Source organism: Streptomyces sp. NPDC091371 (assembly GCF_040684275.1).
Classification (GTDB): Bacteria; Actinomycetota; Actinomycetes; order Streptomycetales; family Streptomycetaceae; genus Streptomyces.
Map to the genome: position 1 here is coordinate 140,562 of NZ_JBFBFP010000015.1, position 23,682 is coordinate 164,243.

Genomic DNA, 23,682 nt, shown 5'->3' on the forward strand with positions numbered 1-23,682 from the left:
TGCTCGGTGAGGACTATGGCCACGGCTCGTTCCTTTCCGTTCCGTAGGGGTCGGTCAGCGCGCGTTGAAGTACGAGGCTTCGGGGTGGTGGATGACGATGGCGTCGGTGGACTGCTCGGGGTGGAGCTGGAACTCCTCCGAGAGGTGGACGCCGATCCGTTCCGGCCGGAGCAGGTCGGCGATCTTCGCGCGGTCCTCCAGGTCGGGGCAGGCGGGGTAGCCGAGCGAGTAGCGGCAGCCCTGGTACTCGGTGCGGAACATGCCGGCCATGGACGCCGGATCGGATCCGGCGATGCCCAGTTCGGCGCGGACGCGGGCGTGCCAGTACTCGGCGAGGGCCTCGGCGAGCTGGACGGAGAGGCCGTGGAGCTCCATGTACTCGCGGTAGGCGTCGGCGGCGAAGAGCCGGGCCGTCTCCTCGCCGATGCGGCTGCCGACGGTGACGACCTGGAGGCCGACGACGTCGGTCTCTCCCGACTCCTCGGACCGGAAGAAGTCGGCGAGGCAGAGGCGGCGGCCGCGGCGCTGGCGCGGGAAGGTGAAGCGGGTCCGCTCGGAGCCGTTCTCGTCCAGGATGATCAGGTCCTCACCCTTGGACACGCAGGGGAAGTACCCGTGCACGACGGCCGCTTCGAGCAGTCCATCAGTGTGCAGCCGGTCGAGCCAGCCGCGCAGCCGGGGCCGCCCGTCCGTCTCGATGGAGTCGGGCGACTTCAGGCCCCACTGGCCCTTGAACAGGGCGGTCTCGTCCAGCCAGGAGGCGTAGTCCTTGAGCGGGATGCCCTTGACGACACGGGTCCCCCAGAACGGCGGGGCGGGCAGCGGATTGTCGACGACCACGTCGGACCGGCCGCCGGGATCGGGCTCCGCCACCTGGAGGGCGGGCGTGTCCCGCTTGGCTACGCGGCGCTGCTTCAGGGGAGGGAGCTCGACGCCGGGGACGCCGCGCTTGACGCCCATGAGCGCGTCCATGAGGCGCAGGCCTTCGAAGGCGTCGCGGGCGTAGCGGACTTCGCCCTCGTAGATCTCGTGGAGGTCCTGTTCGACGTAGGCGCGGGTGAGGGCGGCGCCGCCGAGGATGACCGGGTAGTCGGCCGCCAGCTTGCGCTGGTTGAGCTCCTCCAGGTTCTCCTTCATGATCACGGTCGACTTCACGAGCAGGCCCGACATGCCGATGACGTCGGCCTTGTGCTCCTGCGCGGCCTCCAGGATCGCGGAAACGGGCTGCTTGATGCCGATGTTGACGACGTTGTAGCCGTTGTTGGTGAGGATGATGTCGACGAGGTTCTTGCCGATGTCATGGACGTCGCCGCGGACCGTGGCGAGCACGATGGTGCCCTTGCCCTCGGCGTCGGACTTCTCCATGTGCGGTTCGAGGTGGGCGACGGCCGTCTTCATCACTTCGGCCGACTGGAGGACGAAGGGGAGCTGCATCTGGCCCGAGCCGAACAGCTCGCCGACGACCTTCATGCCCTCCAGAAGGGTGTCGTTGACGATGTCCAGCGCCGGGCGGGTCTGCAGGGCCTCATCGAGGTCGGCCTCCAGGCCGTTCTTCTCGCCGTCGATGATCCGGCGCTGCAGCCGCTCGTCGAGCGGCAGCGCGAGGAGCTCCTCGGCCCGGCCGGCCTTCAGGGACTTGGTGTTGACGCCCTCGAAGAGGGCCATCAGCTTCTGCAGCGGGTCGTAGCCCTCGGCACGGCGGTCGTAGATCAGGTCGAGTGCCGTGTTGACCTGCTCCTCGTCGAAACGGGCGATCGGCAGGATCTTCGAGGCGTGCACGATCGCCGAGTCCAGACCCGCCTTCACGCACTCATCCAGGAAGACCGAGTTCAGCAGGACGCGGGCAGCGGGATTGAGGCCGAACGAGATGTTCGAGAGGCCCAGGGTGGTCTGCACGTCGGGATGACGCCGCTTCAGTTCGCGGATCGACTCGATGGTCGCGATGCCGTCGCCCCGGGACTCCTCCTGGCCCGTGCAGATCGTGAAGGTCAGGGTGTCGATGAGGATGTCCGACTCGCGGATGCCCCAATGGGTGGTCAGGTCCTCGATCAGCCGCTCGGCGATGGCGACCTTGTGGTCGACCGTGCGGGCCTGGCCCTCCTCGTCGATGGTCAGCGCGATCAGCGCGGCACCGTGCTCCCGCGCCAGCCGGGTGACCTTCGCGAAACGCGATTCGGGGCCGTCGCCGTCCTCGTAGTTGACCGAGTTGATGACCGCACGCCCGCCCAGCTTCTCCAGGCCCGCCTTGATGACGGGAACCTCGGTCGAGTCCAGAACGATCGGCAGCGTCGAAGCCGTCGCGAAACGCCCCGCCAGCTCCTCCATGTCCGCGACCCCGTCACGGCCCACGTAGTCGACACACAGGTCGAGCATGTGCGCGCCCTCACGGATCTGGTCCCGCGCCATCTCGACGCAGTCGTCCCAACGGGCCTCCAGCATCGCCTCGCGGAACTTCTTGGAGCCGTTCGCGTTCGTCCGCTCGCCGATCGCCATGTACGAGGTGTCCTGCCGGAACGGCACCGTCTGGTACAGCGAAGCCGCACCCGGCTCGGGCTGCGGGGTCCGTGCGGTGATCGCCGCGCCCCGCACCCGCTCCACGACCTGCCGCAGGTGCTCCGGCGTCGTACCGCAGCACCCGCCGACCAGCGACAACCCGTACTCGCGGACGAAGCCCTCCTGGGCGTCGGCCATCTCGGCGGCGGACAGGGGGTAGTGCGCGCCGTCCTTCGTCAGGACGGGCAGGCCGGCGTTCGGCATGCAGGAGATCGGGATACGCGAATGCCGGGCGAGGTAGCGCAGGTGCTCGCTCATCTCCGCCGGGCCCGTCGCGCAGTTCAGACCGATCATGTCGATGCCCAGCGGCTCCAGGGCGGTCAGGGCCGCACCGATTTCGGAGCCGAGGAGCATGGTGCCGGTGGTCTCCACCGTCACCGAGCAGATGAGGGGAACGGACACCCCGAGGGCGTCCATGGCCCGGCGGGCGCCGATGATCGAGGACTTCGTCTGCAGCAGGTCCTGTGTGGTCTCGACGAGGAGTGCGTCGGCGCCGCCCGTGAGGAGGCCCTCCGCGTTCACCTGGTAGGCGTCGCGAATCTTGTCGTACGTGATGTGGCCGAGCGTCGGCAGCTTCGTTCCCGGTCCCATCGAGCCGAGGACCCAGCGCTGCTGCCCGGTGGAGGCGGTGAACTCGTCCGCGACCTCGCGGGCGATCCGGGCGCCCGCCTCCGACAGCTCGAAGTTGCGCTCCGCGATGTCGTACTCGGCCAGTGCGGCGTAGTTCGCGCCGAAGGTGTTCGTCTCGACGCAGTCCACTCCCACCGAGAAGTACGCCTCGTGGACCGTGCGCACGATGTCCGGACGGGTGACGTTCAGGACCTCGTTGCAGCCTTCGAGCTGCTGGAAGTCCTCCATCGACGGGTCCTGCGCCTGGAGCATCGTTCCCATGGCTCCGTCGGCGACGACCACACGGGTGGCGAGCGCTTCGCGCAGTGCGTCGGCCCGGGTCATGAGGTGCCTCCGCGCGGGTCCAGTACGGCTTCCAGCCGCTGCCCGGCGTCCGGCCCGTACACCGTCCGCACTGTGCGCAGCAGTTCGGCGCGGTCGGCTTCGTACGACTGGGAGCCGACGGCGCGCAGGACCAGTGCCGACATCGCGCAGCCGAGCTGGGCCGCCGCCTCCAGCGGGAGGTCCTTGCTGATGGCGGCGAGGAATCCGGAGCGGAAGGCGTCGCCGACGCCGGTCGGGTCCTCGGCGGGCACGTCGGGAATGGCGTCCACGACGATGGCCGGGGCGCCCTGGCGTTCGATGCGCACGCCCTTCGCGCCGAGGGTGGTCACCCAGGTGTCGACGCGGGCGAGTACGTCCTCGGCGCTCCACCCGGCGCGCTCGCGCAGCAGCGCCGACTCGTACTCGTTGGTGAACAGCCAGCGGGCTCCTTCGACGAGGCTGCGCGCTTCGTCGCCGGAGAGGCGGGCCAGTTGCTGGGAGGGGTCGGCGGCGAAGGGGATGCCCAGGGCGCGGCACTCTTCCGTGTGGCGGACCATCGCGGCCGGGTCGTTGGGCGATACGAGGACGAGGTCCAGGGGGCCGGCGGCGGCGACGAGCCGGCGCAGGTCGATGTCGGAGGCCTCCGCCATCGCGCCCGCGTAGAAGGAGGCGATCTGGTTGGAGTCCTGGTCGGTCATGCACATGAACCGGGCGGTCTGGTGTCCGGCGGAGACGTGCACTCCGCCGGTGTCCACGCCGTGCTCCTTGAGCCAGACCTCGTACTCGCCGAAGTCGGGGCCGACGGCGCCGACGAGCAGCGGGTCGAGCCCGAGCACGCCGAGGCCGTAGGCGATGTTGGCCGCCACCCCGCCCCGCCGGACCTCCAGGGAGTCGACGAGGAAGGACAGCGAGACGTGTTCCAGCTGGTCGGGAAGGAGCTGGTCGACGAACCGGCCCGGAAAGGCCATGAGGTGATCCGTCGCGATGGATCCTGTCACCGCAATACGCACGGGGTCTCCTGGGGCGGGTTGGGGCCGGCTCTCGCTGTCGGCGGGGTGGGGCGGGGAGGAAGGGCAGGTGCAGGAGGAGCCGTCAGCGGGCGGCAGCGGCCTTGAGGGCCTCGGCGCGGTCGGTGCGCTCCCAGGTGAAGTCCGGCAGCTCGCGGCCGAAGTGGCCGTAGGCGGCGGTCTGGGCGTAGATCGGGCGGAGCAGGTCCAGGTCGCGGATGATCGCGGCCGGGCGCAGGTCGAAGACCTCGGCGATGGCGTCCTGGATCTTGGTGATCTCGGTCTTCTCCGTGCCGAAGGTCTCCACGAAGAGGCCGACGGGCTCGGCCTTGCCGATGGCGTACGCGACCTGGACCTCGCAGCGCGAGGCGAGGCCGGCGGCGACCACGTTCTTCGCGACCCAGCGCATCGCGTAGGCGGCCGAGCGGTCGACCTTCGACGGGTCCTTGCCGGAGAAGGCGCCGCCGCCGTGGCGGGCCATGCCGCCGTACGTGTCGATGATGATCTTGCGGCCGGTGAGGCCGGCGTCGCCCATCGGGCCGCCGATCTCGAAGCGGCCGGTCGGGTTGACGAGCAGGCGGTAGCCCTCGGTCTGGAGCTTGATGCCGTCCTGGGCGAGCTGGGCCAGTACGTACTCGACCACGTGCTCCTGGATGTCGGGGGCGAGGAGCCCCTCCAGGTCGATGTCGGAGGCGTGCTGCGAGGAGACGACCACGGTGTCCAGGCGGACCGCCGCGTCGCCGTCGTACTCGATGGTGACCTGGGTCTTCCCGTCCGGGCGCAGGTACGGCAGCGTGCCGTTCTTGCGAACCTCGGACAGCCGGCGGGAGAGCCGGTGCGCGAGGTGGATCGGGAGCGGCATCAGCTCGGGGGTCTCGTCGGTGGCGTAGCCGAACATCAGGCCCTGGTCGCCGGCGCCCTGCTTGTCGAGCTCGTCCTCATCTCCTTCGACCCGGCTCTCGTAGGCCGTGTCGACGCCCTGCGCGATGTCCGGGGACTGCGCGCCGATCGAGACGGAGACGCCGCAGGAGGCGCCGTCGAAGCCCTTGACGGACGAGTCGTAGCCGATCTCGAGGATCTTTTCGCGGACGAGCTGCGCGATCGGCGCGTAGGCCTTCGTCGTCACCTCGCCCGCGATGTGCACGAGACCGGTGGTGATGAGGGTTTCCACGGCGACGCGCGAGGTCGGGTCCTCGGTGAGGAGCGCGTCGAGGATCGTGTCGCTGATCTGGTCGGCGATCTTGTCGGGGTGGCCCTCGGTCACGGACTCCGAGGTGAACAGACGGCGGGACATGTCACTCCTGGTGGTTTGGGACGGAGGGGACTGAGGGGGGAGCCGGTGATGCCGGGGAGGCCGGCCGGACTGGAGGGGCGGACGTGGAGCGCGGGCTCCGCACCGCGGCCGCCAGCGCGATGGCGAGCGTCCGCAGCGGGCCGGGCCCGCCGTCCGCGACGCCGGCGATGGCGACCGGCGGCGGGGGCCAGCCGTGTGCGGCGACCCGCTCGGCGGTCTGCCGGGCGGCTTCGCCCGCGCCGGAGAACCCGCCGATCAGGACGGGTTCGCCCCGGGCGAGCGCGGGGCGAAGGGCCCGCAGGCAGCGGGCGGGGTCCTGCCCGTCGGGGAGGGTGGCCACGGTGGCGAGGGCCTGCGGGCCGTCGTAGAGCTCGGGAAGGCCGTCGTAGCAGCCGGGCGGCGAACCCGGCGGCGGCAGCAGGCAGATCGTGCCCGCCCCGGGGCGGGCGGCCGCCCGCAGGATCCGCGCCGGGGCGGGCGGCCCGGACGACAGGCGCGGTACGGGCACACCGTCGAGCAGCTCCAGGACCCCGGCCACGTCGGGGGCGGTCCGCGGGTCGGGCAGGGCGCTCAGCAGCATGGCGGCCTGGGCGAGCAGCGCGGCCGCGTCGGCGTCCGCGAGCCGGGCGCGGTCGTGTCCGCCGGTCAGGACCAGGCCGCCCTCGGCGTCGTGGTGGGCGGCGAGGGCGAACGGCACCGCGGCGTGCCCGTCGATCACCTCGGGCGGGTCCACCCGTACCCCTGCTTCGGCGAGTTCGTCCGCGACCGGGCCGAGGACGGCGGCGTTCGCGGTCCCCGGCTCGAAGACGACGAGCGACTCGACGGGCGGCGGCGCGTCCGCCCCGTCCTCTCGGCGGCCCGCCCCCGCCGCCCACTGCTCGATCTGGCCGGCGGACACCCATTCGTACGCCGCGCGGTCCAGGGCCTGCCGGCTCAGCTCCTCCAGCAGCAGCGCCACCGGCATCGAGGCCCGGACGCGCACCGACAGCGGCTGGGAGCTGCGCAGCGTCCCGGAGAGCAGCTCGGCTCCGGCGAGGGCGATGCCCCGGCCGGAGACGGCCGCGGAGAAGGCGACGGGCACCGGATCGGCGAGCTCGGCGGCAGCGGCGGCCCGGTACAGCAGCAGCGCCCACACGGCGTGCAGGGCGGTCGACTCGGTCGCCCCGTGGCCCGCGGCCCAGGCCCGCAGGCGGGCGACCTCCGGCGGCGTGAGCCGTTCCCGGCTCCAGCCGTGGCCGGAGCGGCCCGGCTCCCCCGAAACCGGCAGGGCGGGCAGGGTGACCGCCCCGGGCGGCGGCGCCGCCCGCGACCAGAACTCCCGGGCGGCCGCCGTGTCCTGGCGGGACAGCCAGTGCGCGTGGTCGCGTACGTCGGGCCGGCGCTCGCCGCCCAGCGGTCTGCCGTCGGCGAGGTAGGCGCGCAGGAACGCGCGCAGCAGGCCGCGCACGCTGCGCCCGTCGAGGAAGGCGTGGTGGTAGGTGAACAGGATCCGGGTGGCCCCGGGCGGCGCTCCCTGCGCCCCGAGCAGGATCCGCAGCTGTCCGGGCCGGTGCAGGTCGAACGCGCGCAGCCGCTCCGCCCGGACGAGGGTGTGCCAGTCGGGGCCGCCCGGGTCGTGGTGCGCGATCCGCGGCTCCACCCGCGGGTGGACGGCCATCACGGGCAGCTCTCCGGCGGGGTCGGCGAGCGCGGTGCGCAGGGCGGCGTCCGTGTCGTGGAGGGTCTGCCAGGCCGCGTCGAACCGTGCCGCGTCCAGCGGCCCGTACCAGCGCACCAGCAGCTGCCCGGCGTGGATCCCGGCGCCCGGGCGCTCCAGCGTGTCGAGCAGCAGGTCCCGTTGCAGGGCCGAGGCGGGTACGGGCAGCGGGCGCGGGCCGGTGCCCGTGCGGAAGCTCTGGCGGGCCGCGCTCATCGCGTTCCTTCCTCCTCTCCTGTCCGGTTCCTGATCGGGGTCTCGCGCGTTCGTGGGGTCCCGGCCTCAGCCGGCTTCGAGTTCGGCCTCCACGGCTCCCATGAACCCCTCGTCGAACATCGTGTCGACGGCCGTGTCGCGTGCCGTGTCCAGCCCGGTGTCGGACCGGGCGGTGCTGAGCAGGTACCGCCCCAGCACCCGGTGCGTGGCGAACCGCCAGGAGCCGCCTCCGGCCGCCGGACTGCCGTCGGGGCCGAGGAACGCGCCGTCGGACAGGCCGAATCCGAACTCCGTGAACGCCAGCCTCAGCCCCTGTCCCAGCGCCTTGGTGTAGGCCTCCTTGAGGGTCCACAGCCGCAGCATCTCGGCGGCCTGCCGGTCGGGGGGCATCCGGTCGAGTTCGGCGGCCTCGGCGGGGATGCACACGCGGTCCTTCAGCAGCTCGAAGGACATCCGCCGGCCGGCCGGTTCCACGTCCACGCCGATCCGGCCGATCCGGCTGATCCCGACGGCGATGAGGTCCTCGGTGTGGCTGAGGCTGAGGTCGATCTGGCTCATGCCGCGGATGTACGGACGTCCACCGATCCGGTACGAGAGGTCGAGCGCGGCCGGCTCGGTCCTCAGCGCGGCGGCCGCCGTGTACTTGACGACCATCCGCGAGGTGACGAAGCGGTAGCGGACCGCCGCGTCGGGAGTGCGGCGGTAGCGCTGCCAGTCCCGGCCGAGCAGCGGGCGCAGCGAGGCGTCGGCGAGGGCCGCGGTCAGCCACTCGCCCCAGGTCGCGTACACGACGACGCTGCCGCGCAGCTCCAGCCCCGCGGACACCTCTTCCCAGGGGCCGTCGGGCCCGGTGACGTGGACGGGCGGCGTCATCGGGTGAGCTCCGTCCCGACCAGGTCGTAGCTGCGGCCCGCGCGGTGGCGGCGGATCAGCTCGTCGAGCACCTGGGCGAGGCAGCCTTCGGGCAGGTCGGGCACGGCGATGCCGAGGCGGCTGCCGATCCGGGTGAGCGCGAGCACGGCCCACGCCGGGTCGGCGAGGAAGGGGTCCGTGCCGTCCTGGGCCTCCCAGGTGCCGAGGACCGAGGCGGCGGCCAGGAGCAGCGCGTACCGGTCGGCGAGCACCGCCACCCCGGGGCCGGCCAGCGTGGCCCGTCCCGCGGGCAGTGCGGCGCAGCGGGTGCGCAGCTCGCGCAGCTCGCCCGCGAATCCGTCGGCGAGTTCGGCGAGGGCCGCCATCTGGCCGCCGAGCCGCAGGGCCGCGCCGAGCCGGTCGGCCGCGCCGACGAGGGTGGCCGCGAGGAAGTCGTCGCCGCCGGCGATGCCGAGCCGGCGGTAGTCGAGGTCGGGGAGCCGGGCCCCGTCGGCGAAGAGGCCGGGGGGCGGCTCGGGCATGCGGAACCAGGAGCGCTCGGCCAGGCCGCGCAGCTGGGGCACGATGACGGCCTGGCAGGCGGCGGTTCCGGCGTGGCCGAGGCCGGCCACCGGGAGGTCGCGGACCAGCTTGTCCAGGGCCCCGTACTGGGCGTCGCCGCGCACGTAGCCGTGGCCGCCGAGCACGCCGGCCAGCTCCTCCAGGTTCTCCCGGATCAGGTCCGGTACGACGTACTTGACGGCCGCGGCCAGCACGTTGACGTGCGCCGGCAGCAGGCTGAGGGCCCGCAGCGACACGGTGGCCATGCTGTCGGCGGCGAGCAGGTCGGCGAAGACCCCGGCGAGCGGTTTGTGCCAGCGGCGGGCCAGGGGGGCGCTGCGGCCCTGGGTGACGGCCCGTACGGCGGAGTGCAGGACGGTGTCGGCCGCGGCGACGGCGACGGAGGGGATCAGGCACCGGTTGACCTGGAAGGTGCGCAGGGCCAGGGCCACCCCTTGGCCCTCCTCCCCGACCAGGGCGTGCCCGGGCAGCGGGAAGCCGCTGAACTCCAGCCCGGAGAAGAGGCCTCCGCGCATGCCGTGGGTGGTGACGCGGGGCAGGTGGGTGAGCCTGCCGGCGGCGCGGGCGCGCTCGATCGCGTCCGAGTCGACCAGGAAGACGGAGTGGCTGCGGGGGCCGCGGGCCGGGGCGGTGCGCGCGTAGACCACGTACGCCTCGGAGCGGGCGGCGTTGAGGATGACGTCCTTGCTGCCGCTGAGCCGGTACCCGCCGGTGGGCCGCGGTTCGGCGGTGAACTCGTCGCGCAGGATGCCGTTGGCGTGGGCGAGCTCGTGGTGCACGATCGACGCCCGGCCGCCGCCGAGCAGCACCCCGGCGAGTTCGGCGCGCTGCTCCGGGGTGCCCTCGGCCCATACCGCGGCGGAGGCGAACAGCGAGGTGATGCCGTACCCGAAGCCGAGGGCCACGTCGCGCCGGAACACCGGGCGCAGCACCTGGGCGAGGAGGTCGGCGCGGGTGAGCCGGCCGCCCTCGGCGGCGGGCACGAACTCGGCCCCGAGCCCGGCCGAGGCGAGCAGTTCCTCGGTGGCGGCCGGGGGCCGGCGCCGCGCGTCGGCTCCGGCGAGGGCGGCGATGCCGTGCCGGTTGGCGGGGTCGTGCGGGTCTCCGAGCAGCGTTTCGAGGCGTGCGGCGCGGGCGGCCGCCTCGGGTGCGCCCAGTGGGGGCAGGGCGGTGGCGGGCAGGCCGGCGGGCAGGCCGACAGGGGCCAGGGAAGTCGTCATGTCCGGAGCTCAACTCCCTGGTCAGAGGCTGCGGACAGCGGATTCCGCGTGGTGTGCGGCGACGGCGAGGGTGGCCGTGCTGTCGCGGCCGAGCGCCTGGCGCACGTAGGCACGGGCTGCGGCGAGGTCGGTGTCGGGGCCGAGCACCTCGGCGACGGCCTCCTCGCGCAGCAGGACGCTGTGCCGGGAGACGGCGGTGACGCCGGACTCGTCGGGGAACAGCGCCCATTCACCGGTGTGCGCGGCGAACAGCGGGGTGGCCGGGGTCTCCTTGTAGACGAGCCGGTAGGCGGCCGGGAAGCAGATCCGCACGGATTCGGTGGTCTGCCGGGTGCCGTCGGCGCCGAGGGTGTCCGTGCTGACGTGCTGGATGCCGGGGGCGTCCTCGGTGACCCGGGCGCGGGTGACGTGCGACAGGTGCGCGGGCCAGGCGTCGGCCCGGTAGAGGAAGTCGTAGACCAGCTCCGGCGGCGCCTGGACCTTGATCTTGTCCTCGAAGGTGAGGACGAGCTCGTCGAGGCGCGCCCAGCGCTCGGCGGTCTCCTTGATGCGGTCGAGTTCGGCCCTGCTGTTGGTGTCGGTGGCGAGCCCGACCCAGGCGGCGTCGTCGGGGCGGCCGGGCGCCACGGTGAAGTCGTGGTCGAGGGTGAGGCGGGAGCGGCCCGCGCCGAGTTCCTCCACGGTCCAGCGGCCGCCCATGCTGAGCGCGGGCGCCGCGGGGGTCTCCTGGCGGAACTCGACGCGGCGGGCGACGGGGTCCATGGCCCGGCGGGAGAACCAGGACTTGACCTGGCCGTTGGCGGTGACCCACATCTGGAACCGGTCCTCGGTCCCGTCGAAGTCGAGCCGTTCGACGTGCACGCTGGGCGGCATGAGCAGGGGCCACTGGGTGGTGTCGGCGATCAGGCCGTACACCACGCCCGCGGGTGCGTCCATGTCCACCGTGTAAGCCCTGTGATGTGTCCGCTCGAGTGACATCGGTCCACCTCTCTCGCCCTAGGACCACGAATGTGCCCGAGCCCGCCGGAAGGTGGCTGGAAGTCCGCTAGAGGACCGTTCGGGGACGGTCAGAGGAGGCGGTCAGACGGCGGCGCGTGCGGCGGCCAGCGCCCGGTTGACCATGTCGAGGTAGCGGCGCGGGGTGTACGCCTCGTCGAGTTCCTCCTCGTCGAGCTGCACGGCGTGGTCGCGCTCCACCCGGCCGGTGGTCTCCAGCATCGCCAGCGAGTCGTAGCCGAGGTCCGCGAAGGTGCTGTCGAGGATGTCCCCGTCGAGGTCGGCCCCCTCGGCCTCGCCCGCGCAGGCGCGCAGCAGCCTGACCAGGTCCGCGAGTTCGAACTGCTCCTGTCCCATGAATCTGCCTCTCTTCCGTTGTGTCCGTACGTGTCAGGCGGCGCGGACGACGGCCGCCGCGTTGAAGCCGCCCCGGCCCCGGGCGAGCACCAGGGCGGTGCGCAGCGCCACCCCGGTGCGCGGGGTGCCGGTGACCAGGTCCACGGGGCAGTCGGCGGCGGGCCGGGCGGTGCCGGTGGTCGGCGGGATCACCTGGTCGCGCAGGGCGAGCAGGGCGGCCGCCAGGTCGAGGGCGGCGCCGCCCGCGGAGAGCCGTCCGGCCATGCTCTTGGGGGCGGTGACCGGGACCCCGTACGGCCCGAAGACGGCGGCGAGGGCCTCGGCCTCGGCCCGGTCGGCGGCCCGCTCGCCGGCGGCGTCCGCGAAGACGAGGTCGACGTCGTCCGGCCGCAGCCCGGCGTCGGCGAGCGCGAGCCGCGCCGCGTCCGCGAGCCGCGGCTCGTGCGGGGAGGCGTCGAAGGTGGCCGCGTGCCCGGCCAGGCTGCCGTAGACGCGGGCGCCGCGGGCGGCCGCGCTGCCGGCCTCCTCCATGACGAGCAGTGCGCCGCCCTCGCCGACCACGTGGCCCGAGGCGTCCTCGTCGAAGGGCAGGTAGGCGCGGGCGGGGTCGGCGACGGTGCTCATGGAGCCGCCCGCGAGGTGTGCGGCCCAGCCCCAAGGGCACAGGGCGGAATCGAGGCCGCCGGTCACCACGAGCCGGGCGCCCTTGCGGAGCTGTCGGCGGGCGTGGGCGACCGCGTCGAGGCCGCCGGCCTGTTCGGAGACGACGACGCCGGAGGCGCCGCGCAGGCCGTGCTTGATGGAGATCTGGCCGCTGTTGACGGCGTAGAACCAGGCGAAGGACTGGTACGCGCTGACGTGCTGCGGGCCCTGGCTCCACAGGGCCTGGAGCTCGCGGTGGCCGAACTCGAAGCCGCCGGAGGAGTTCGCGGTGACCACGCCCGCCGCGTAGGGGGGCAGTTCGGCGATGTCGGCCCCGGAGTCGTCGATGGCCTCCTGGGCGGCGGCCAGCGAGAGCCGGGTGACCCGGTCGGTCTGCGGCAGGAGCCGGCTGGAGACGTGGTCCTCGTCGACGAAGCCGGGCACCTCTCCGGCGAGGCGGACCGGGTACGGGGAGGCGTCGAAGCGGGTGACGGGGCCGATGCCGCTCTCGCCGCGCAGGACGGCGGCCCACCAGGCCCCGGCGCCCAGCCCGCCGGGGGCCGCGATCCCGATCCCGGTGAAGACGGCGGTGGTCGCGGGGGCCGCGAGGGCGGTGTTCATACGGCTGCCTCCAGACGGGGGCGGGTGAGGATCATGGCGCTCTGGAAGCCGCCGAAGCCGCTGCCGACCGTGAGGACGGTGTCCGTGCGCTGTTCGCGGGCGGTGAGCGGGGTGTAGTCGAGGTCGCAGGTCGGGTCGGGCTCGTGCAGGTTGGCGGTCGGCGGGACGACGCCGTGCTCGATGGTGAGCGCGCAGGCGGCCACTTCCAGGGCGCCGACCGCGCCGAGGGAGTGCCCGATCATCGACTTGATCGAGCTGACCGGTATCTGGCGGGCGCGTTCGCCGAGGCTGCGTTTGAAGGCGTCGGTCTCGTGGCGGTCGTTCTGTTTGGTGCCGGAGCCGTGCGCGTTGATGTAGTCGACGGCGGACGCGTCGAGCCGTGCCTCGTCCAGCGCTGCGCGGATGGCCTCGGCCATCTCCGTGCCCTCGGGGCGCAGTCCGGTCATGTGGTACGCGTTGCTGCGCGAGGCGAAACCGGCGATCTCGGCGTAGACGTGGGCGCCGCGCCGCCGGGCGTGCTCCAGTTCCTCGATGACGAGGACGGCCGCGCCTTCGCCCAGGACGAAGCCGTTGCGGGTGCGGTCGAAGGGGCGGGAGGCGCCGGCCGGGTCGTCGTTGCGCGGGGTGGTCGCCTTGATCGCGTCGAAGGAGGCCAGGCTGATGGGCGAGATCGGTGCCTCGGCGGCGCCGGTGACCATCACATCGGCGCTGCCCTCGCGGACCAGGTCGACGGCGTGCCCGATGGCGTCCAGGCCGGAGGTGCAGCCGGTGGACACGAGGGAGACCGGGCCGCGTGCGCCGGCGGCGCGGGCGACCTCGGCGGCCATGGAGGAGGGCACGAAGTGGTCGTAGAGCTGGGCGGCGGCCCGGCCGTGGTCCACCAGCCACCGTCCGCCGCGGTCACTGAGGACGGCGTACGCGTGTTCCAGGCCGGTGGTGCAGCCGAGCGCGCTGCCCAGGGTGACCCCGCACCGGGCGGGGTCCAGAGCCCCCGCCGGCCCGCTGTCCGCCAGCGCCTCGCGAGCGCTGACGAGCGCGAACTGCACTGCCCTGTCGAGCCGATGGACATCCGACGGTCCGAAGCCGTGCTCCAGCGGGTCGAAGTCTGCCTCGGCGGCGACCTGTGAGCGGTAGGGGGCGGGGTCGAGGAGGGTGATGGTGCGGGTGGCCGTGCGCCCGGAGGTCAGCAGGGACCAGAACTCCTTGGTGCCGGGCTTGCCCGGGGCGACGACCCCGATGCCGGTGATGACCACGCGTCTCATCGCCTTGCCCCCCACGGGTTGGTTGCCGGTGCCGGTCTTCGAGCGTCGGCGACCGCGCTGGAGGACTGCTGGAGCCGCTCAGAGCCCTTCGGCGTACCGCTTGGCGAAGGTGAGCGTGGCGGTGCTGTTGCGTCCCAGTGCCGTACGGACGTACGCGCGCGCGGAGCGCAGGTCGGCGTCCTCCCCGAGCACGGCGGTGACGGCGTCCTCGCGCAGGACCACGCTGTGCTGGGCGGTGGCGGTGGTGCCGTGTTCGTCGCCGGTCACCGTCCAGGAGCCGGTGTGGGCTTCCATCAGGGCGGGGGTGCGGGTCTGCTTGTAGACGATGCGGCGGGTCTCGGGGAAGCAGACGCGTACCGAGTCGGTGGTGTGCGCGGCACCGTCCGCCGTCAGCGTGTCCATCGACATCACCTGCACCGGGCCCTGTTCGGTCACGTCGAGCCGGGAGACGTGCGGGAGCAGCTCCGGCCAGTCGGCGACCTTCTCCAGGAAGGTGTAGACGGCTCCGGGCGGCGCATCGATGTGGACGGTGTCCTCGAAGGACATCACGAGGGCGTCCAGCCGCCCCCAGCGCTCCCCGAGGCGGGCGATGCTGCCCAGTTCGGCGCGGCTGTTGGTGTCGGTGGCCCGGTTCACCCAGGCCACGTCCTCGGCGCGGTCTCCGGCGACGGAGAACGCGTGCAGCAGGGTCAGCCGGGAGCGTTCGGCGCCCAGCGCCACCACCTCCCAGGTGCCGGTCATCGCGGACAGCGGGGCCGCGGGGACCTCCTGGCGGAACTCGATGCGGCGGGCGGCCGCATCGAGCCGGCGGCGGGAGGTCCAGTGCGTGGCGCGGCCGTTGGCTGTGGCCCACACGGCCAGGTGCTCGTGCACCCCGTCGAAGGCGAGCCGCTCCGCGTGGACGTTGGGCGGGAAGTACAGGGGCCATTTGGCGGCGTCCGCGATCAGCCCGTAGACCACGCCCGCGGGGGCGGCGACCTCGATCGCGTGGGAGGTGTGGTGGAGGCGCCCGGTCTCGGGGAGGGAGGTGGTCATCAGAAGTTCCCCAGCCCGCCGCAGACGTTGAGCGCCTGGGCCGTGATCGAGGCCGCGAGCGGCGTGGTCAGGTAGCCCACCAGGGCGGCGACCTCTTCGGGGGTGGAGTAGCGGCCCAGCGGGATCTTCGCCTCGAACTCCTCCAGGACCTCCTCCTCGCTCTTGTTCCACGCGCCCGCGTACCCGGCGCGGACCCGGGCGGCCATCGGCGTCTCGACGTATCCCGGGCAGACCGCGTTGACGGTGGTGCCGGTCGCCGCGAGCTCCTTGCCCAGGGACTTGGTGAAGCCGACGACGGCGTGCTTGGAAGCCGTGTACGGGGCGCCGAGGACGACGCCCTGCTTGCCCGCGGTGGAGGCGATGTTGATGACGCGGCCGTAGGGGCCGGTGCCGAGCCCGCCGCTGCGCAGCGCCTCGCGGGTCACCAGGAACACGCTGTTGAGGTTGGTGTCGATGACGTCGTACCAGAGCTCGTCGGTGAGTCCGGCGGTGGGGCCGCCGCCGCTGCGCCCGGCGTTGTTGACCAGGATGCCGAGCGGTCCGAAGGCCTCGACGGCCGCGGCGACCAGCCGGACGACGTCCTCCTTGACGCGGACGTCGGCGGCCGTTCCCTCGACGTCCAGGCCCTCGGCCCGCAGGTCCTCGACGGTCTGCTTGACGGCCGCCGCGTCGCGGGCGCAGAGGAACACCCGGTGGCCGCGCCGGCCCAGGTCCCGTGCCACGGCCAGGCCGATCCCGCTGGTCGCGCCGGTGACCAGGGCCACGGGGTGGGCGGGCACCGCCTCGTCAGTCGTCGCCGTCATCGTCGTCCCTCCAGGACTCGGGTGGTTGTCCCGACCGTGTCCGCAGCCGCTGGGGACCGGTTCGAGGAGCGGTGGAGGAGCACTGGACCGAGCACCGGACCGAGCACGGCGAGGGCCTCTTCCAGCCGCCGCGCGGTGAGCCGGGGGCCGCTCGCGGCCAGGTAGCCGTCGGGGCGGATCAGCACCCAGCCGCCGGAGGCGAGGCCCAGCGCGTCGCGCAGCGCTCCGTCCGGGTCGGGCAGCGGCCACGGTGCGCTGCCCGCGGGGGCGCCGACGGCGCGGACCGAGAGCCAGTCCCGGGCCGTGGCGGCGGCGCCCTCGGCGGCGGCGCTCGCCTCGTCGCCGTCGGGCGCGTACAGCAGGGTCCAGCGGATGTCGCGGAGTTCGGCGTGCAGCGCGGTGGCGGCGGGGCCCGCGGGAAGGGCGGCGGCGATGGCGGCGGCGCGCGAGCCGGCGGGTGCGCGCAGCCCGCCGCCGGCGCCGGTCAGTGAGGAGTCGGGGTAGCCGAGGAGCAGCCCGGACATGCCGCCGAGCACCTTGCGCTGGATGGCGCGGCGCAGCGGCGGTGCGCCGCGTACGACGGAGAACACAGCCGGGAGCATCACGCCGGCGAGGCTGTTCTTGAGCTGGACGAGGAAGGTCGCCTGCTTGGTGGAGCCGAGCAGGCTGCGGCCGACGGGGACCCGTTCCTCCGTGTACGTGTCGAGCAGGTCCCGCCCCGCCGCCTGGCCATGTGCCGCCATCGCGAGTTTCCACGCAAGGTTGTACGCCTCCTGAATCCCGGTGTTCATGCCCTGGCCGGAGGCGGGGCTGTGCACGTGCGCCGCGTCGCCCGCCACGAAGACGCGGCCCTCGTGCATGCGGGGCACCATGCGCTGCTGGAAGGTGAAGACGGAGGTCCACTCAGGCCGCCCGACGCGCACCTCGCGGCCGAGGCCGGCGCTGAGCCGTTGGGAAAACCGTTCGGCGCTCTCGCGGTCGTGGGCGGCGCCGGTGGTGCCGGGACGGGCGGTGGGGGCGGTGTCGAGCAGCCGCCAGTGGCCGTCGCGCTGGTAAGGCACCATCATCAGGGCCTGGCCGCCGGTGTGCACCCAGTAGATGGTGTCGGGCGGCAAGTCGAAGTCGACTTGTGCATCGGCCAGTTCCCAGGTCTCGCTGGACTCGCCGATCAGCTCCAGCCCGAGTTCCTTGCGCACGGTGCTGTGGCCGCCGTCGCAGCCGACGAGCCAGCCGGCCCGGTACTCCTCGGTCCGGCCGCCCCCGTGCTCCAGACGGGCCCGCACGCCGTGCTCGTCCTGGTCGAGGCCGGTCAGCCGCACGCCCCACTCGGGGCTTACCCCGAGCCGTGCGCAGGCCTCGCGCAGCAGCTCCTCGGTGCGGGTCTGCTCGATGACGACGGTGAAGGGGAAGCGGGTGGGCATCGTGGCGTAGTCGGCCTCCAGCCGCACCAGCCGCCGCCCGCCGGCGTACATGGTGAAGGCCTTGTTGTGCCGGCCGCTCGCGAGCACCGGCTCGGCCACGCCCATCTGGTCGAAGGTCTCCAGGGTGCGCGGGTGGACGGCGACCGCCCGGCTGGTGCGGGCCGGTCCGGGCGCGGCGTCGACGAGCCGTACGCGGATGCCCCGGCGGGCCAGTTCGTGGGCGGCGGTGAGGCCGACGGGCCCCGCTCCCACGACGAGTACCGAGGCCTGGTCGGACGTCACCATGGCAGTCCCTCTCTCTGGGTCTCAGGCAGCGGCTTCGATGGCGGCCCGGCTGTGCAGGGCCTGGCGCAGCCGACGCCGCTCGGGCTTGCCCACGGGCGTGCGGGGCACGGCGTCGACGACCTCGACGCGGCGGATCCGCTCGAAGCGGGCCAGGCGCCGGTTGGCGCCGTCGACGATCGAGTCGAGGGTGTCGAGGGGGTGGGCCGCGTACGGTTCGCGCAGCACGATCCCGGCCCAGGTGACGGCGCCGTGTTCGGGGTCGGGCCAGCCGGTGACCACGCAGTCGGCCACCCGCGGGTCGGCGGCGAGGACGCTCTCGACGGCGGTGGGCGAGACGAGTTCGTTGTCGTATTTGAAGACGTCCCCGATCCGGTCCACGAGGAACAGCTCGCCGTGCTCGTCGAGGTAGCCGATGTCCCCGGTGGACAACCACCCTTCGTCGTCGATCCCGCACCCCTCGGCGGGATCCAGGTAACCGGCCATCAGCTGGGGCCCGCGCACCTGGACCTCGCCGGTGGCGTACGCACCCAGCGGCACCCGGCCGTCCAGGTCCACGACACGGCATTCGGTCCCGGCCACGGGCCGCCCCACGGACCCCGTCTTCCCTCCCTCGGGGCTCTGGCAGTGCGAGAGCGGGGACAGTTCGGCCATCCCGTAGCCCTGGATGACGGGCACCCCGAGCCGGTCGGCGAGCGCACCGGCCGTGGCGGGCGCGAGCGCGGTGCCGCCCGACAGGACCGCTGTCAGCGCGGGCCCGGCGGGTACGCCCTCGGTACGGGTACGGGGCCCGGCCTGGGCGAGCTGCCCGGCCAGCCGGTGCAGCCGGGCGGGCAGCCCGTAGTAGTGGGTGGCCCCGGTACGGGCGGCCAGGGCGAGGGAGGCCAGCGGGTCGGGGTCGGTGCACAGCACTTGGGCGGCGCCCGCGAACACGGCCGAGTTCAGGTGCATGGTGTGGAAGAGCGGCAGGTGGTTGAGGGTGACGGACCCGCTGCCCAGACGATGCGCGGCGGCGGTCTGCGCCGCGTTCGCGACCAGGTTCCGGTGGGTGAGCCGGACCCCGCGGGGCCGTCCCGTCGTACCGGTGGTGAACTGGACGCAGGCATCCCCATCAAGATCGGCCACGGGAAACCCGCCGGCCCGCGCCTCAGGCAGCCCCTCACCGAACACCACGACCGCGCGCAGCGCCGGCAGCCGGTCACGGAGCCCGTCGAGCAGCTCTGCAGTCGCAGCGGGCACGAAGGCGACCTCAACTGCCGCGGCCGAGAACACGTGCAGCAGCCCCGCCTCCTTGATCAGCGGATTGACGAGCACGGCCGTATTGCCGCTGCGCACGGCCCCGTAATAGGCGGCGGGAAACTCCCACCCCAAGGCATTGGCCACCCCGATCCGCGCCCCCGGCCCACCGGCCAGCTCCGCGGCACACACGGCGAACCGATCGGCAAGGGCGTCGAGTTCGGCAAACGTCATCGCCCCCGACCCGGTCCTCAGCGCACACCCGTCGGGATCCCGCTCGGCGGCACGGCGCAGCAGCCCGTCGAGGGGCAGTTGCGGATACGCGAATCTCGACACGGCACGGCCCTCCTCGTCGGACGTGCCCCCACCTTCGGCGGGGCCGCTTGAGAAGGATTCGAAGCACCCTCGATCTCGGGTACAGAAGCTGTCTCACATGACCCCGACCACGACGACGACCGACGCAACGGACCGGTCCGCGCGCGAGCAGGCGGAGTTCGGTGTCCTGTACGCGGAGATCCAGCAGTTCTACGCCCACCAGATGCAGCTCTTCGACTCGTTCCGGGCGGAGCCGTGGGCGGCGACGTTCACCGAGGAGGCCGTCTTCGACGTCCCGACGCTCCCGGAACCGGTCCGCGGCCGCACAGCTTTGGCGGCGTGCGTGCGCCACAACGAGGAGCTGGCCCAGCGCACGGGCGAGCGCCTGCGCCACTGGCTCGGCATGCTCGACGTACAGCCCCGCCCCGACGGCACGGTCCGCACCCGCGCCTACGCCCTGGTGTACCTGACCCCGCCGGACAGCACCCCGAAGGTCCACCGGGTCTGCGTCATGCAGGACACCCTGACCCGCAGCCGAGGCCGCTGGCGCACAACGCACCGCCTGGTCACCCGCGACGACCTGGCGTAGCGGGTGAACCGCTCCAAGGCCAGCGCCGCCTCCGGAACCTGGGCGCCGAGCCGGCTCAGCCCCCGCTAAACGCAGCCGCGCCTGCGATCGTGGCCGCATCGACGCACCGACGGACGGACCAACCGTGGCCTGGGGACGGACGTAGCCATCGGCGTTCCTTCCCCCTCGGGGCGCCTTGAGCGGGTCTCCTCAACGTCGACCACTCACCCGCTTCAGAGGAACAACCACGCGCCGGCCGGTGGCCCTCACACCCAGACGGAAGAACTTGATCTGACCCTCCTTGTGCGTGAACTCCAGCCACCCCTCCGCCACCAGGTCGCGCCGGGTTCGGGAGAAGTGCGGAGCGGGAACTCCTGCGATCCCTGCCAGCTCGGCGGCCGTCACTTCCACGGAGTGGGCCATCCCGCCATAGATCGCGTACGTCATCAGCACGTTCTGCTTGAGGTGCGACAGTCCGCTCGTCCGCAGACTCAGCGCTGCAAGCTCGGGGTACAGGATCTGACGTGGCATGAGGTTTGTCCTCCGGTGCTGTGTCGGCTCTCCCCGGGAGAGTCGGCAGGTGGTATGCGGCAGCCACTTCCGACTGTTCCTCGCCGGTGAGGCTGGACACGATGTGGGGACTGGCCCGGTACTTGAGCGTGCGTCCCACGGTCTCGGCAACGAGCAAGATCTTGTTCGCAGCCAGCTTCTTCGCGATCCTCCTGGTTCCCTGCGGCGTCAGCCCAAGGTGCGCGGCAGTCTCGGTGGCCGTGGTCCCGCCCTGCTCGTACGTCTGGATCGCGCAGTAGAAGAACACCCGGAAGTCGTCGCCGGTCAGACCGGAGTCCTTACTCAGCATGGCCATGATCCGAGCGAACGAGAACTGCCCGAACCGGCCGCCAAGGTTGTACGAGCGCCGCGAAGATCCGCCCTCCCACAGCTCGTGCAGTTCACCGGTCTGCCGGTTGACCAGCTCCAAGCAGGCACTGCGCGAATTCCTCGGCACCTTCCGACCCCCGACCTGTGCGATCCGAACCCCTCAAACGTTCATGAAGACATCATGTCGCCCGTAACAACTGAACGAATCCAACGGTTCCTTCAGCCGCCAGCAGCAGCATGACCACACACGTCAGGTAATGGCATCCTGGGATGCCGATATAGGCATCCCAGGATGCCATTACTTACCGCATTTCCGCAGGTCAGAGCCCTTCGGGGGCTGCGCCCTCTATGTACGTCATCAGGAACAGGAACACCCCTGGGGCCGTCCTAGCCGCCCCTCAACATTCACCCGTACGGATTACGCACCGCAGGCCGCTACCTCCCCCCGGCCGCTTCGCGACAGCGCTCCCGGGTGGATCCACCGCCCGGCAACCACCAGTGCTCACCGCGTCGGCGCGGGAGGATGAACAACCAAGTAGCGTGGCTGATACCGGGGCTGGCTGATGCCCACATTGCTACCGGAGCCCGCATGGCGGGCATCGTCGGGGCTGACTTTCTGTGGCTGGTGTTCACAACACCTGACGGGGCCGGGCATGTGCGTCACTCCAGGGACCTGTTGCTCTATTCCAGCGGGGAGATGGTCAGCGCGGCCTCGGCAAGGGCCTGCGCCTACGCCGTCTTGAGACTGCTCAACGAGGTGTCGAGCCAGTCCTGCACCAGGCGGTCCCACTCGTCGGCGTCTTTGGCCACGACCTCCTCAGGGGATCGACGTAGGCACCACCAACATCCGCCATTCCCCCAGGGCACCCGAACCCACGGGCCACTCACCCCCGCCAATCTCACTCGCCCTGGCGGGAAGGGTCATTCGTCGGTCTGCGTTTTCGCAAGTCAGCGGAACTCGGCCAGTCCGTGGGTGTGCGTGGAAGTGCCGCGTCGTGCACCCCTGTTGCCGTCGGCATTGCCGTTAGACGGCTACGCGCGCGAGGGCGGCGGAGTGGGCTTTGGCCTGTGTCCTGTCCGGGTTGGGGTCGGGCATGGCCAGGGGGCCGTAGGGAGTGGCCCCCTGGCCTTGCCTGACGCGGGCCCCGAGCCGAACATGTGGGTAAAGTCCACGGAGCCGACCGGCCCCACCTGCGAGCTGTGCACTGGCCAAGGCCCTGACGCTGCCTCGTCGTCGGCTTGGCGCTCATCATGCGAGTGCGTCCGGCTTCTTCGCGCTTCCGGTCGTACGGTGCGCTGTCTCTGCGCGGCCTGGTCGCTTGCCAGCCCGCGGTGGCGGAGCCGAGAGCGGCCGGATGGGCGGCCGCGCCGCGCGCGACGCGCAGCGGGTCGCCTTGAAGACGTAAAGAAAATTTGGACGCACACCGCTTGGACCATGTGCCGCGACTCGCGATGCCCGCTGTCTGCGCAGTGGACACTGCGTACCATAAGGCTCCCCCTCAGGAGAGGCGGGGCGGAGGGCGACCATGCTGTTGCCCGTGTAGTGGAGCGTGCCGGGCCACACCGGTAACCATCAACAGACACTCGGGTACCCGACGAGATGCTCGCCGGGTACCCGCGTCTGACCTGCGTTGCCGCTGAGGTTGAAAGGGTGGGGTGACAGCGGGCGTTGGCGGTGCTACATCCTCGTCATGAGGTACGCGGATGGCGGCGGTCTGACCGCCGTGGGACGGGCGAAGCGTGAAGCGGTACGCTTCGAGGCCGCGAAGATGTTCGAGCAAGGGGTGCGGCCGCCGGAGGTGGCCCGCAGGTTACGGGTGTCACGGAAGTCGGCGTACGCCTGGCACGTCGCCTGGCGGGATGGCGGCAGAGCGGCTCTGGCATCCAAGGGGGCCGGCGGCTTTCCTTGTCAGCTCAGCGATGAGCAGGCGGAACGCCTGCAGTTCGAGCTGGAGGCGGGACCGGCGGCGCACGGCTGGATGGAGGACCAGCGGTGGACCCTTGTCAGGGTGGCGGAGCTGATCTATCGCCTGTTCGGCTACCGGTACACCCCGCGTGGGGTGTCGTATCTGCTGCACGGCTGGGCTGGTCGCCGCAGGTCCCTGTGCACCGCGCTGTTGAGCGGGACGAACAGGCCGTCGCACAGTGGCGGACGGAGCAGTGGTCACGGGTAAGAGGACGGCCCAGCTCCTGGGCGCGTGGATAGTCTTCGAGGACGAGGCCGGGCAGGACCTGAAACCCGCGAAGGGCCGCACCTGGTCGCGGCGGGGCCGAACCCCGGTCATCAAGGTGACGGGAAAGGGCTCGGGCCGGGTCCTGATGGCAGGGATGGTCTGCGTCAAGCTGGGTCGCGAAACCCGCCTGATCTACCGGACGCAGATGTACCGGGGCCGCACGGGCGAGAGGAAGGGCTTCCGTGCTCGCGAGTTCGCCGAACTGATCACCGCCGTCCGCCGGCAACTGGGCGGTCCGTTGATCGTGGTGTGGGACAACGCCAGCACCCACCACTCCAAGGCCCTGCGGGAGTTCTGCGACCGCAACAGCGACTGGCTCACCATCGTCAGACTCCCGCACTACGCACCCGATCTCAACCCCGTCGAAGGTGTCTGGGCCTACCTGGAGAAGTCCCTGGCCAACCTCGCACCCCGCGCGATCGAAGACCTCGCTCCGCTGGTGAAGATCCGGTTACGCAACATCCAATGTCGATCCGAAGTACTCGACGGCTTCATCGCCGAGACCGGCCTGGGGCTGGAGCCTCCGTAGTCTGTCACCCCAACCTTTCAACCTCAGCGTCACCATTGCCGTCAGATCGTTGCTAAGAGCTCGTAACAGGATCTTGCGATTCGTTGGGGTAGGCGTGTCCGGCGTAGGCTTGGGAAAGCGGCTTCCCGGCACCGCAGCCGCCATCAGGA

17 protein-coding genes and 1 pseudogene are annotated in these 23,682 nt (G+C 72.2%); 3 read left to right on the top strand and 15 right to left on the bottom strand.

What is annotated here, in order from left to right:
• Positions 1 to 54: 54 nt before the first annotated feature.
• The 14 genes from metH to AB0O21_RS19000 form a co-directional block, all read right to left on the bottom strand.
• Positions 55 to 3,507: a methionine synthase gene (gene metH, locus AB0O21_RS18935; protein ID WP_365172276.1), complete on the bottom strand. Its 3,453-nt coding sequence runs from the start codon at positions 3,505 to 3,507 to the stop codon at positions 55 to 57.
• Positions 3,504 to 4,496, bottom strand: a complete 993-nt coding sequence (locus tag AB0O21_RS18940) for a carbohydrate kinase family protein (protein ID WP_365172277.1) — start codon at positions 4,494 to 4,496, stop codon at positions 3,504 to 3,506. The genes metH and AB0O21_RS18940 overlap by 4 nt, the downstream gene beginning before the upstream one ends.
• An 82-nt stretch (positions 4,497 to 4,578) precedes the next feature.
• The gene (metK, locus tag AB0O21_RS18945; RefSeq protein ID WP_365172278.1) at positions 4,579 to 5,787 is read right to left on the bottom strand and encodes a methionine adenosyltransferase; all 1,209 of its coding nucleotides are present in this window, start codon (positions 5,785 to 5,787) and stop codon (positions 4,579 to 4,581) included.
• 1 nt (position 5,788) lies between these two features.
• Positions 5,789 to 7,699 (bottom strand): condensation domain-containing protein, encoded by a 1,911-nt coding sequence (locus AB0O21_RS18950; protein WP_365172279.1) that lies wholly within the window; start codon positions 7,697 to 7,699, stop codon positions 5,789 to 5,791.
• A 66-nt stretch (positions 7,700 to 7,765) separates the two neighbouring features.
• A complete protein-coding gene (locus AB0O21_RS18955) occupies positions 7,766 to 8,572 on the bottom strand; it encodes a 4'-phosphopantetheinyl transferase superfamily protein (protein ID WP_365172280.1) in 807 nt (268 codons plus the stop codon).
• On the bottom strand, positions 8,569 to 10,353 hold the full coding sequence (locus tag AB0O21_RS18960) for an acyl-CoA dehydrogenase (RefSeq protein WP_365172281.1): 1,785 nt from the start codon (positions 10,351 to 10,353) through the stop codon (positions 8,569 to 8,571). Before AB0O21_RS18960 ends, AB0O21_RS18955 begins: the two co-directional genes overlap by 4 nt.
• A gap of 21 nt (positions 10,354 to 10,374) precedes the next feature.
• On the bottom strand, positions 10,375 to 11,331 hold the full coding sequence (locus AB0O21_RS18965) for an aromatase/cyclase (protein WP_365172282.1): 957 nt from the start codon (positions 11,329 to 11,331) through the stop codon (positions 10,375 to 10,377).
• Between the two features lie 102 nt (positions 11,332 to 11,433).
• Complete coding sequence (locus AB0O21_RS18970) at positions 11,434 to 11,706, bottom strand: acyl carrier protein (protein WP_365172283.1); 273 nt, start codon at positions 11,704 to 11,706, stop codon at positions 11,434 to 11,436.
• A gap of 33 nt (positions 11,707 to 11,739) precedes the next feature.
• The gene (locus AB0O21_RS18975) at positions 11,740 to 12,969 is read right to left on the bottom strand and encodes a beta-ketoacyl synthase N-terminal-like domain-containing protein (RefSeq protein WP_365172284.1); all 1,230 of its coding nucleotides are present in this window, start codon (positions 12,967 to 12,969) and stop codon (positions 11,740 to 11,742) included.
• Positions 12,966 to 14,231 (bottom strand): beta-ketoacyl-[acyl-carrier-protein] synthase family protein, encoded by a 1,266-nt coding sequence (locus tag AB0O21_RS18980; RefSeq protein WP_365172285.1) that lies wholly within the window; start codon positions 14,229 to 14,231, stop codon positions 12,966 to 12,968. The genes AB0O21_RS18975 and AB0O21_RS18980 overlap by 4 nt, the downstream gene beginning before the upstream one ends.
• A gap of 78 nt (positions 14,232 to 14,309) precedes the next feature.
• The gene (locus tag AB0O21_RS18985; protein WP_365172286.1) at positions 14,310 to 15,266 is read right to left on the bottom strand and encodes an aromatase/cyclase; all 957 of its coding nucleotides are present in this window, start codon (positions 15,264 to 15,266) and stop codon (positions 14,310 to 14,312) included.
• Entirely contained in the window at positions 15,266 to 16,069 is an 804-nt protein-coding gene (locus AB0O21_RS18990; RefSeq protein WP_365172287.1) for an SDR family NAD(P)-dependent oxidoreductase, read from the bottom strand. The genes AB0O21_RS18985 and AB0O21_RS18990 overlap by 1 nt, the downstream gene beginning before the upstream one ends.
• Complete coding sequence (locus AB0O21_RS18995; protein ID WP_365172288.1) at positions 16,066 to 17,775, bottom strand: FAD-dependent oxidoreductase; 1,710 nt, start codon at positions 17,773 to 17,775, stop codon at positions 16,066 to 16,068. Before AB0O21_RS18995 ends, AB0O21_RS18990 begins: the two co-directional genes overlap by 4 nt.
• Positions 17,776 to 17,796: 21 nt before the next feature.
• Positions 17,797 to 19,344 (bottom strand): AMP-binding protein, encoded by a 1,548-nt coding sequence (locus AB0O21_RS19000; protein ID WP_365172289.1) that lies wholly within the window; start codon positions 19,342 to 19,344, stop codon positions 17,797 to 17,799.
• A gap of 97 nt (positions 19,345 to 19,441) precedes the next feature.
• Here AB0O21_RS19000 and AB0O21_RS19005 point away from each other — a divergent pair, with 97 nt between their 5' ends.
• Complete coding sequence (locus tag AB0O21_RS19005; protein ID WP_365172290.1) at positions 19,442 to 19,912, top strand: nuclear transport factor 2 family protein; 471 nt, start codon at positions 19,442 to 19,444, stop codon at positions 19,910 to 19,912.
• Positions 19,913 to 20,101: 189 nt separating this feature from the next.
• On the opposite strand, the gene AB0O21_RS19010 is transcribed toward AB0O21_RS19005, so the two are convergent.
• Positions 20,102 to 20,422, bottom strand: a complete 321-nt coding sequence (locus AB0O21_RS19010; protein ID WP_365172291.1) for a hypothetical protein — start codon at positions 20,420 to 20,422, stop codon at positions 20,102 to 20,104.
• Between the two features lie 2,117 nt (positions 20,423 to 22,539).
• On the opposite strand from AB0O21_RS19010, the pseudogene AB0O21_RS19015 reads away from it, so the two are divergent.
• Together AB0O21_RS19015 and AB0O21_RS19020 are read left to right on the top strand one after the other, a co-directional pair.
• Positions 22,540 to 22,976, top strand: a pseudogene (locus AB0O21_RS19015) (winged helix-turn-helix domain-containing protein).
• Positions 22,931 to 23,533, top strand: a complete 603-nt coding sequence (locus AB0O21_RS19020; protein WP_365172292.1) for an IS630 family transposase — start codon at positions 22,931 to 22,933, stop codon at positions 23,531 to 23,533. The pseudogene AB0O21_RS19015 and the gene AB0O21_RS19020 overlap by 46 nt, the downstream one beginning before the upstream one ends.
• Positions 23,534 to 23,682: the final 149 nt, after the last annotated feature.

What these genes read in the sequence shown, in the direction of transcription:
- metK (WP_365172278.1), bottom strand. Translation starts at nt 5,787, where the DNA reads ATGTCCCGCCGTCTGTTCACCTCGGAGTCCGTGACCGAGGGCCACCCC.
- AB0O21_RS18960 (WP_365172281.1), bottom strand. Translation starts at nt 10,353, where the DNA reads ATGACGACTTCCCTGGCCCCTGTCGGCCTGCCCGCCGGCCTGCCCGCC.
- AB0O21_RS18965 (WP_365172282.1), bottom strand. Translation starts at nt 11,331, where the DNA reads ATGTCACTCGAGCGGACACATCACAGGGCTTACACGGTGGACATGGAC.
- AB0O21_RS18990 (WP_365172287.1), bottom strand. Translation starts at nt 16,069, where the DNA reads ATGACGGCGACGACTGACGAGGCGGTGCCCGCCCACCCCGTGGCCCTG.
- AB0O21_RS18950 (WP_365172279.1), bottom strand. Translation starts at nt 7,699, where the DNA reads ATGAGCGCGGCCCGCCAGAGCTTCCGCACGGGCACCGGCCCGCGCCCG.
- AB0O21_RS18955 (WP_365172280.1), bottom strand. Translation starts at nt 8,572, where the DNA reads ATGACGCCGCCCGTCCACGTCACCGGGCCCGACGGCCCCTGGGAAGAG.
- AB0O21_RS18995 (WP_365172288.1), bottom strand. Translation starts at nt 17,775, where the DNA reads ATGGTGACGTCCGACCAGGCCTCGGTACTCGTCGTGGGAGCGGGGCCC.
- AB0O21_RS19010 (WP_365172291.1), bottom strand. Translation starts at nt 20,422, where the DNA reads ATGCCACGTCAGATCCTGTACCCCGAGCTTGCAGCGCTGAGTCTGCGG.
- AB0O21_RS18980 (WP_365172285.1), bottom strand. Translation starts at nt 14,231, where the DNA reads ATGAGACGCGTGGTCATCACCGGCATCGGGGTCGTCGCCCCGGGCAAG.
- AB0O21_RS19005 (WP_365172290.1), top strand. Translation starts at nt 19,442, where the DNA reads ATGACCCCGACCACGACGACGACCGACGCAACGGACCGGTCCGCGCGC.
- AB0O21_RS18975 (WP_365172284.1), bottom strand. Translation starts at nt 12,969, where the DNA reads ATGAACACCGCCCTCGCGGCCCCCGCGACCACCGCCGTCTTCACCGGG.
- AB0O21_RS18970 (WP_365172283.1), bottom strand. Translation starts at nt 11,706, where the DNA reads ATGGGACAGGAGCAGTTCGAACTCGCGGACCTGGTCAGGCTGCTGCGC.
- AB0O21_RS18985 (WP_365172286.1), bottom strand. Translation starts at nt 15,266, where the DNA reads ATGACCACCTCCCTCCCCGAGACCGGGCGCCTCCACCACACCTCCCAC.
- metH (WP_365172276.1), bottom strand. Translation starts at nt 3,507, where the DNA reads ATGACCCGGGCCGACGCACTGCGCGAAGCGCTCGCCACCCGTGTGGTC.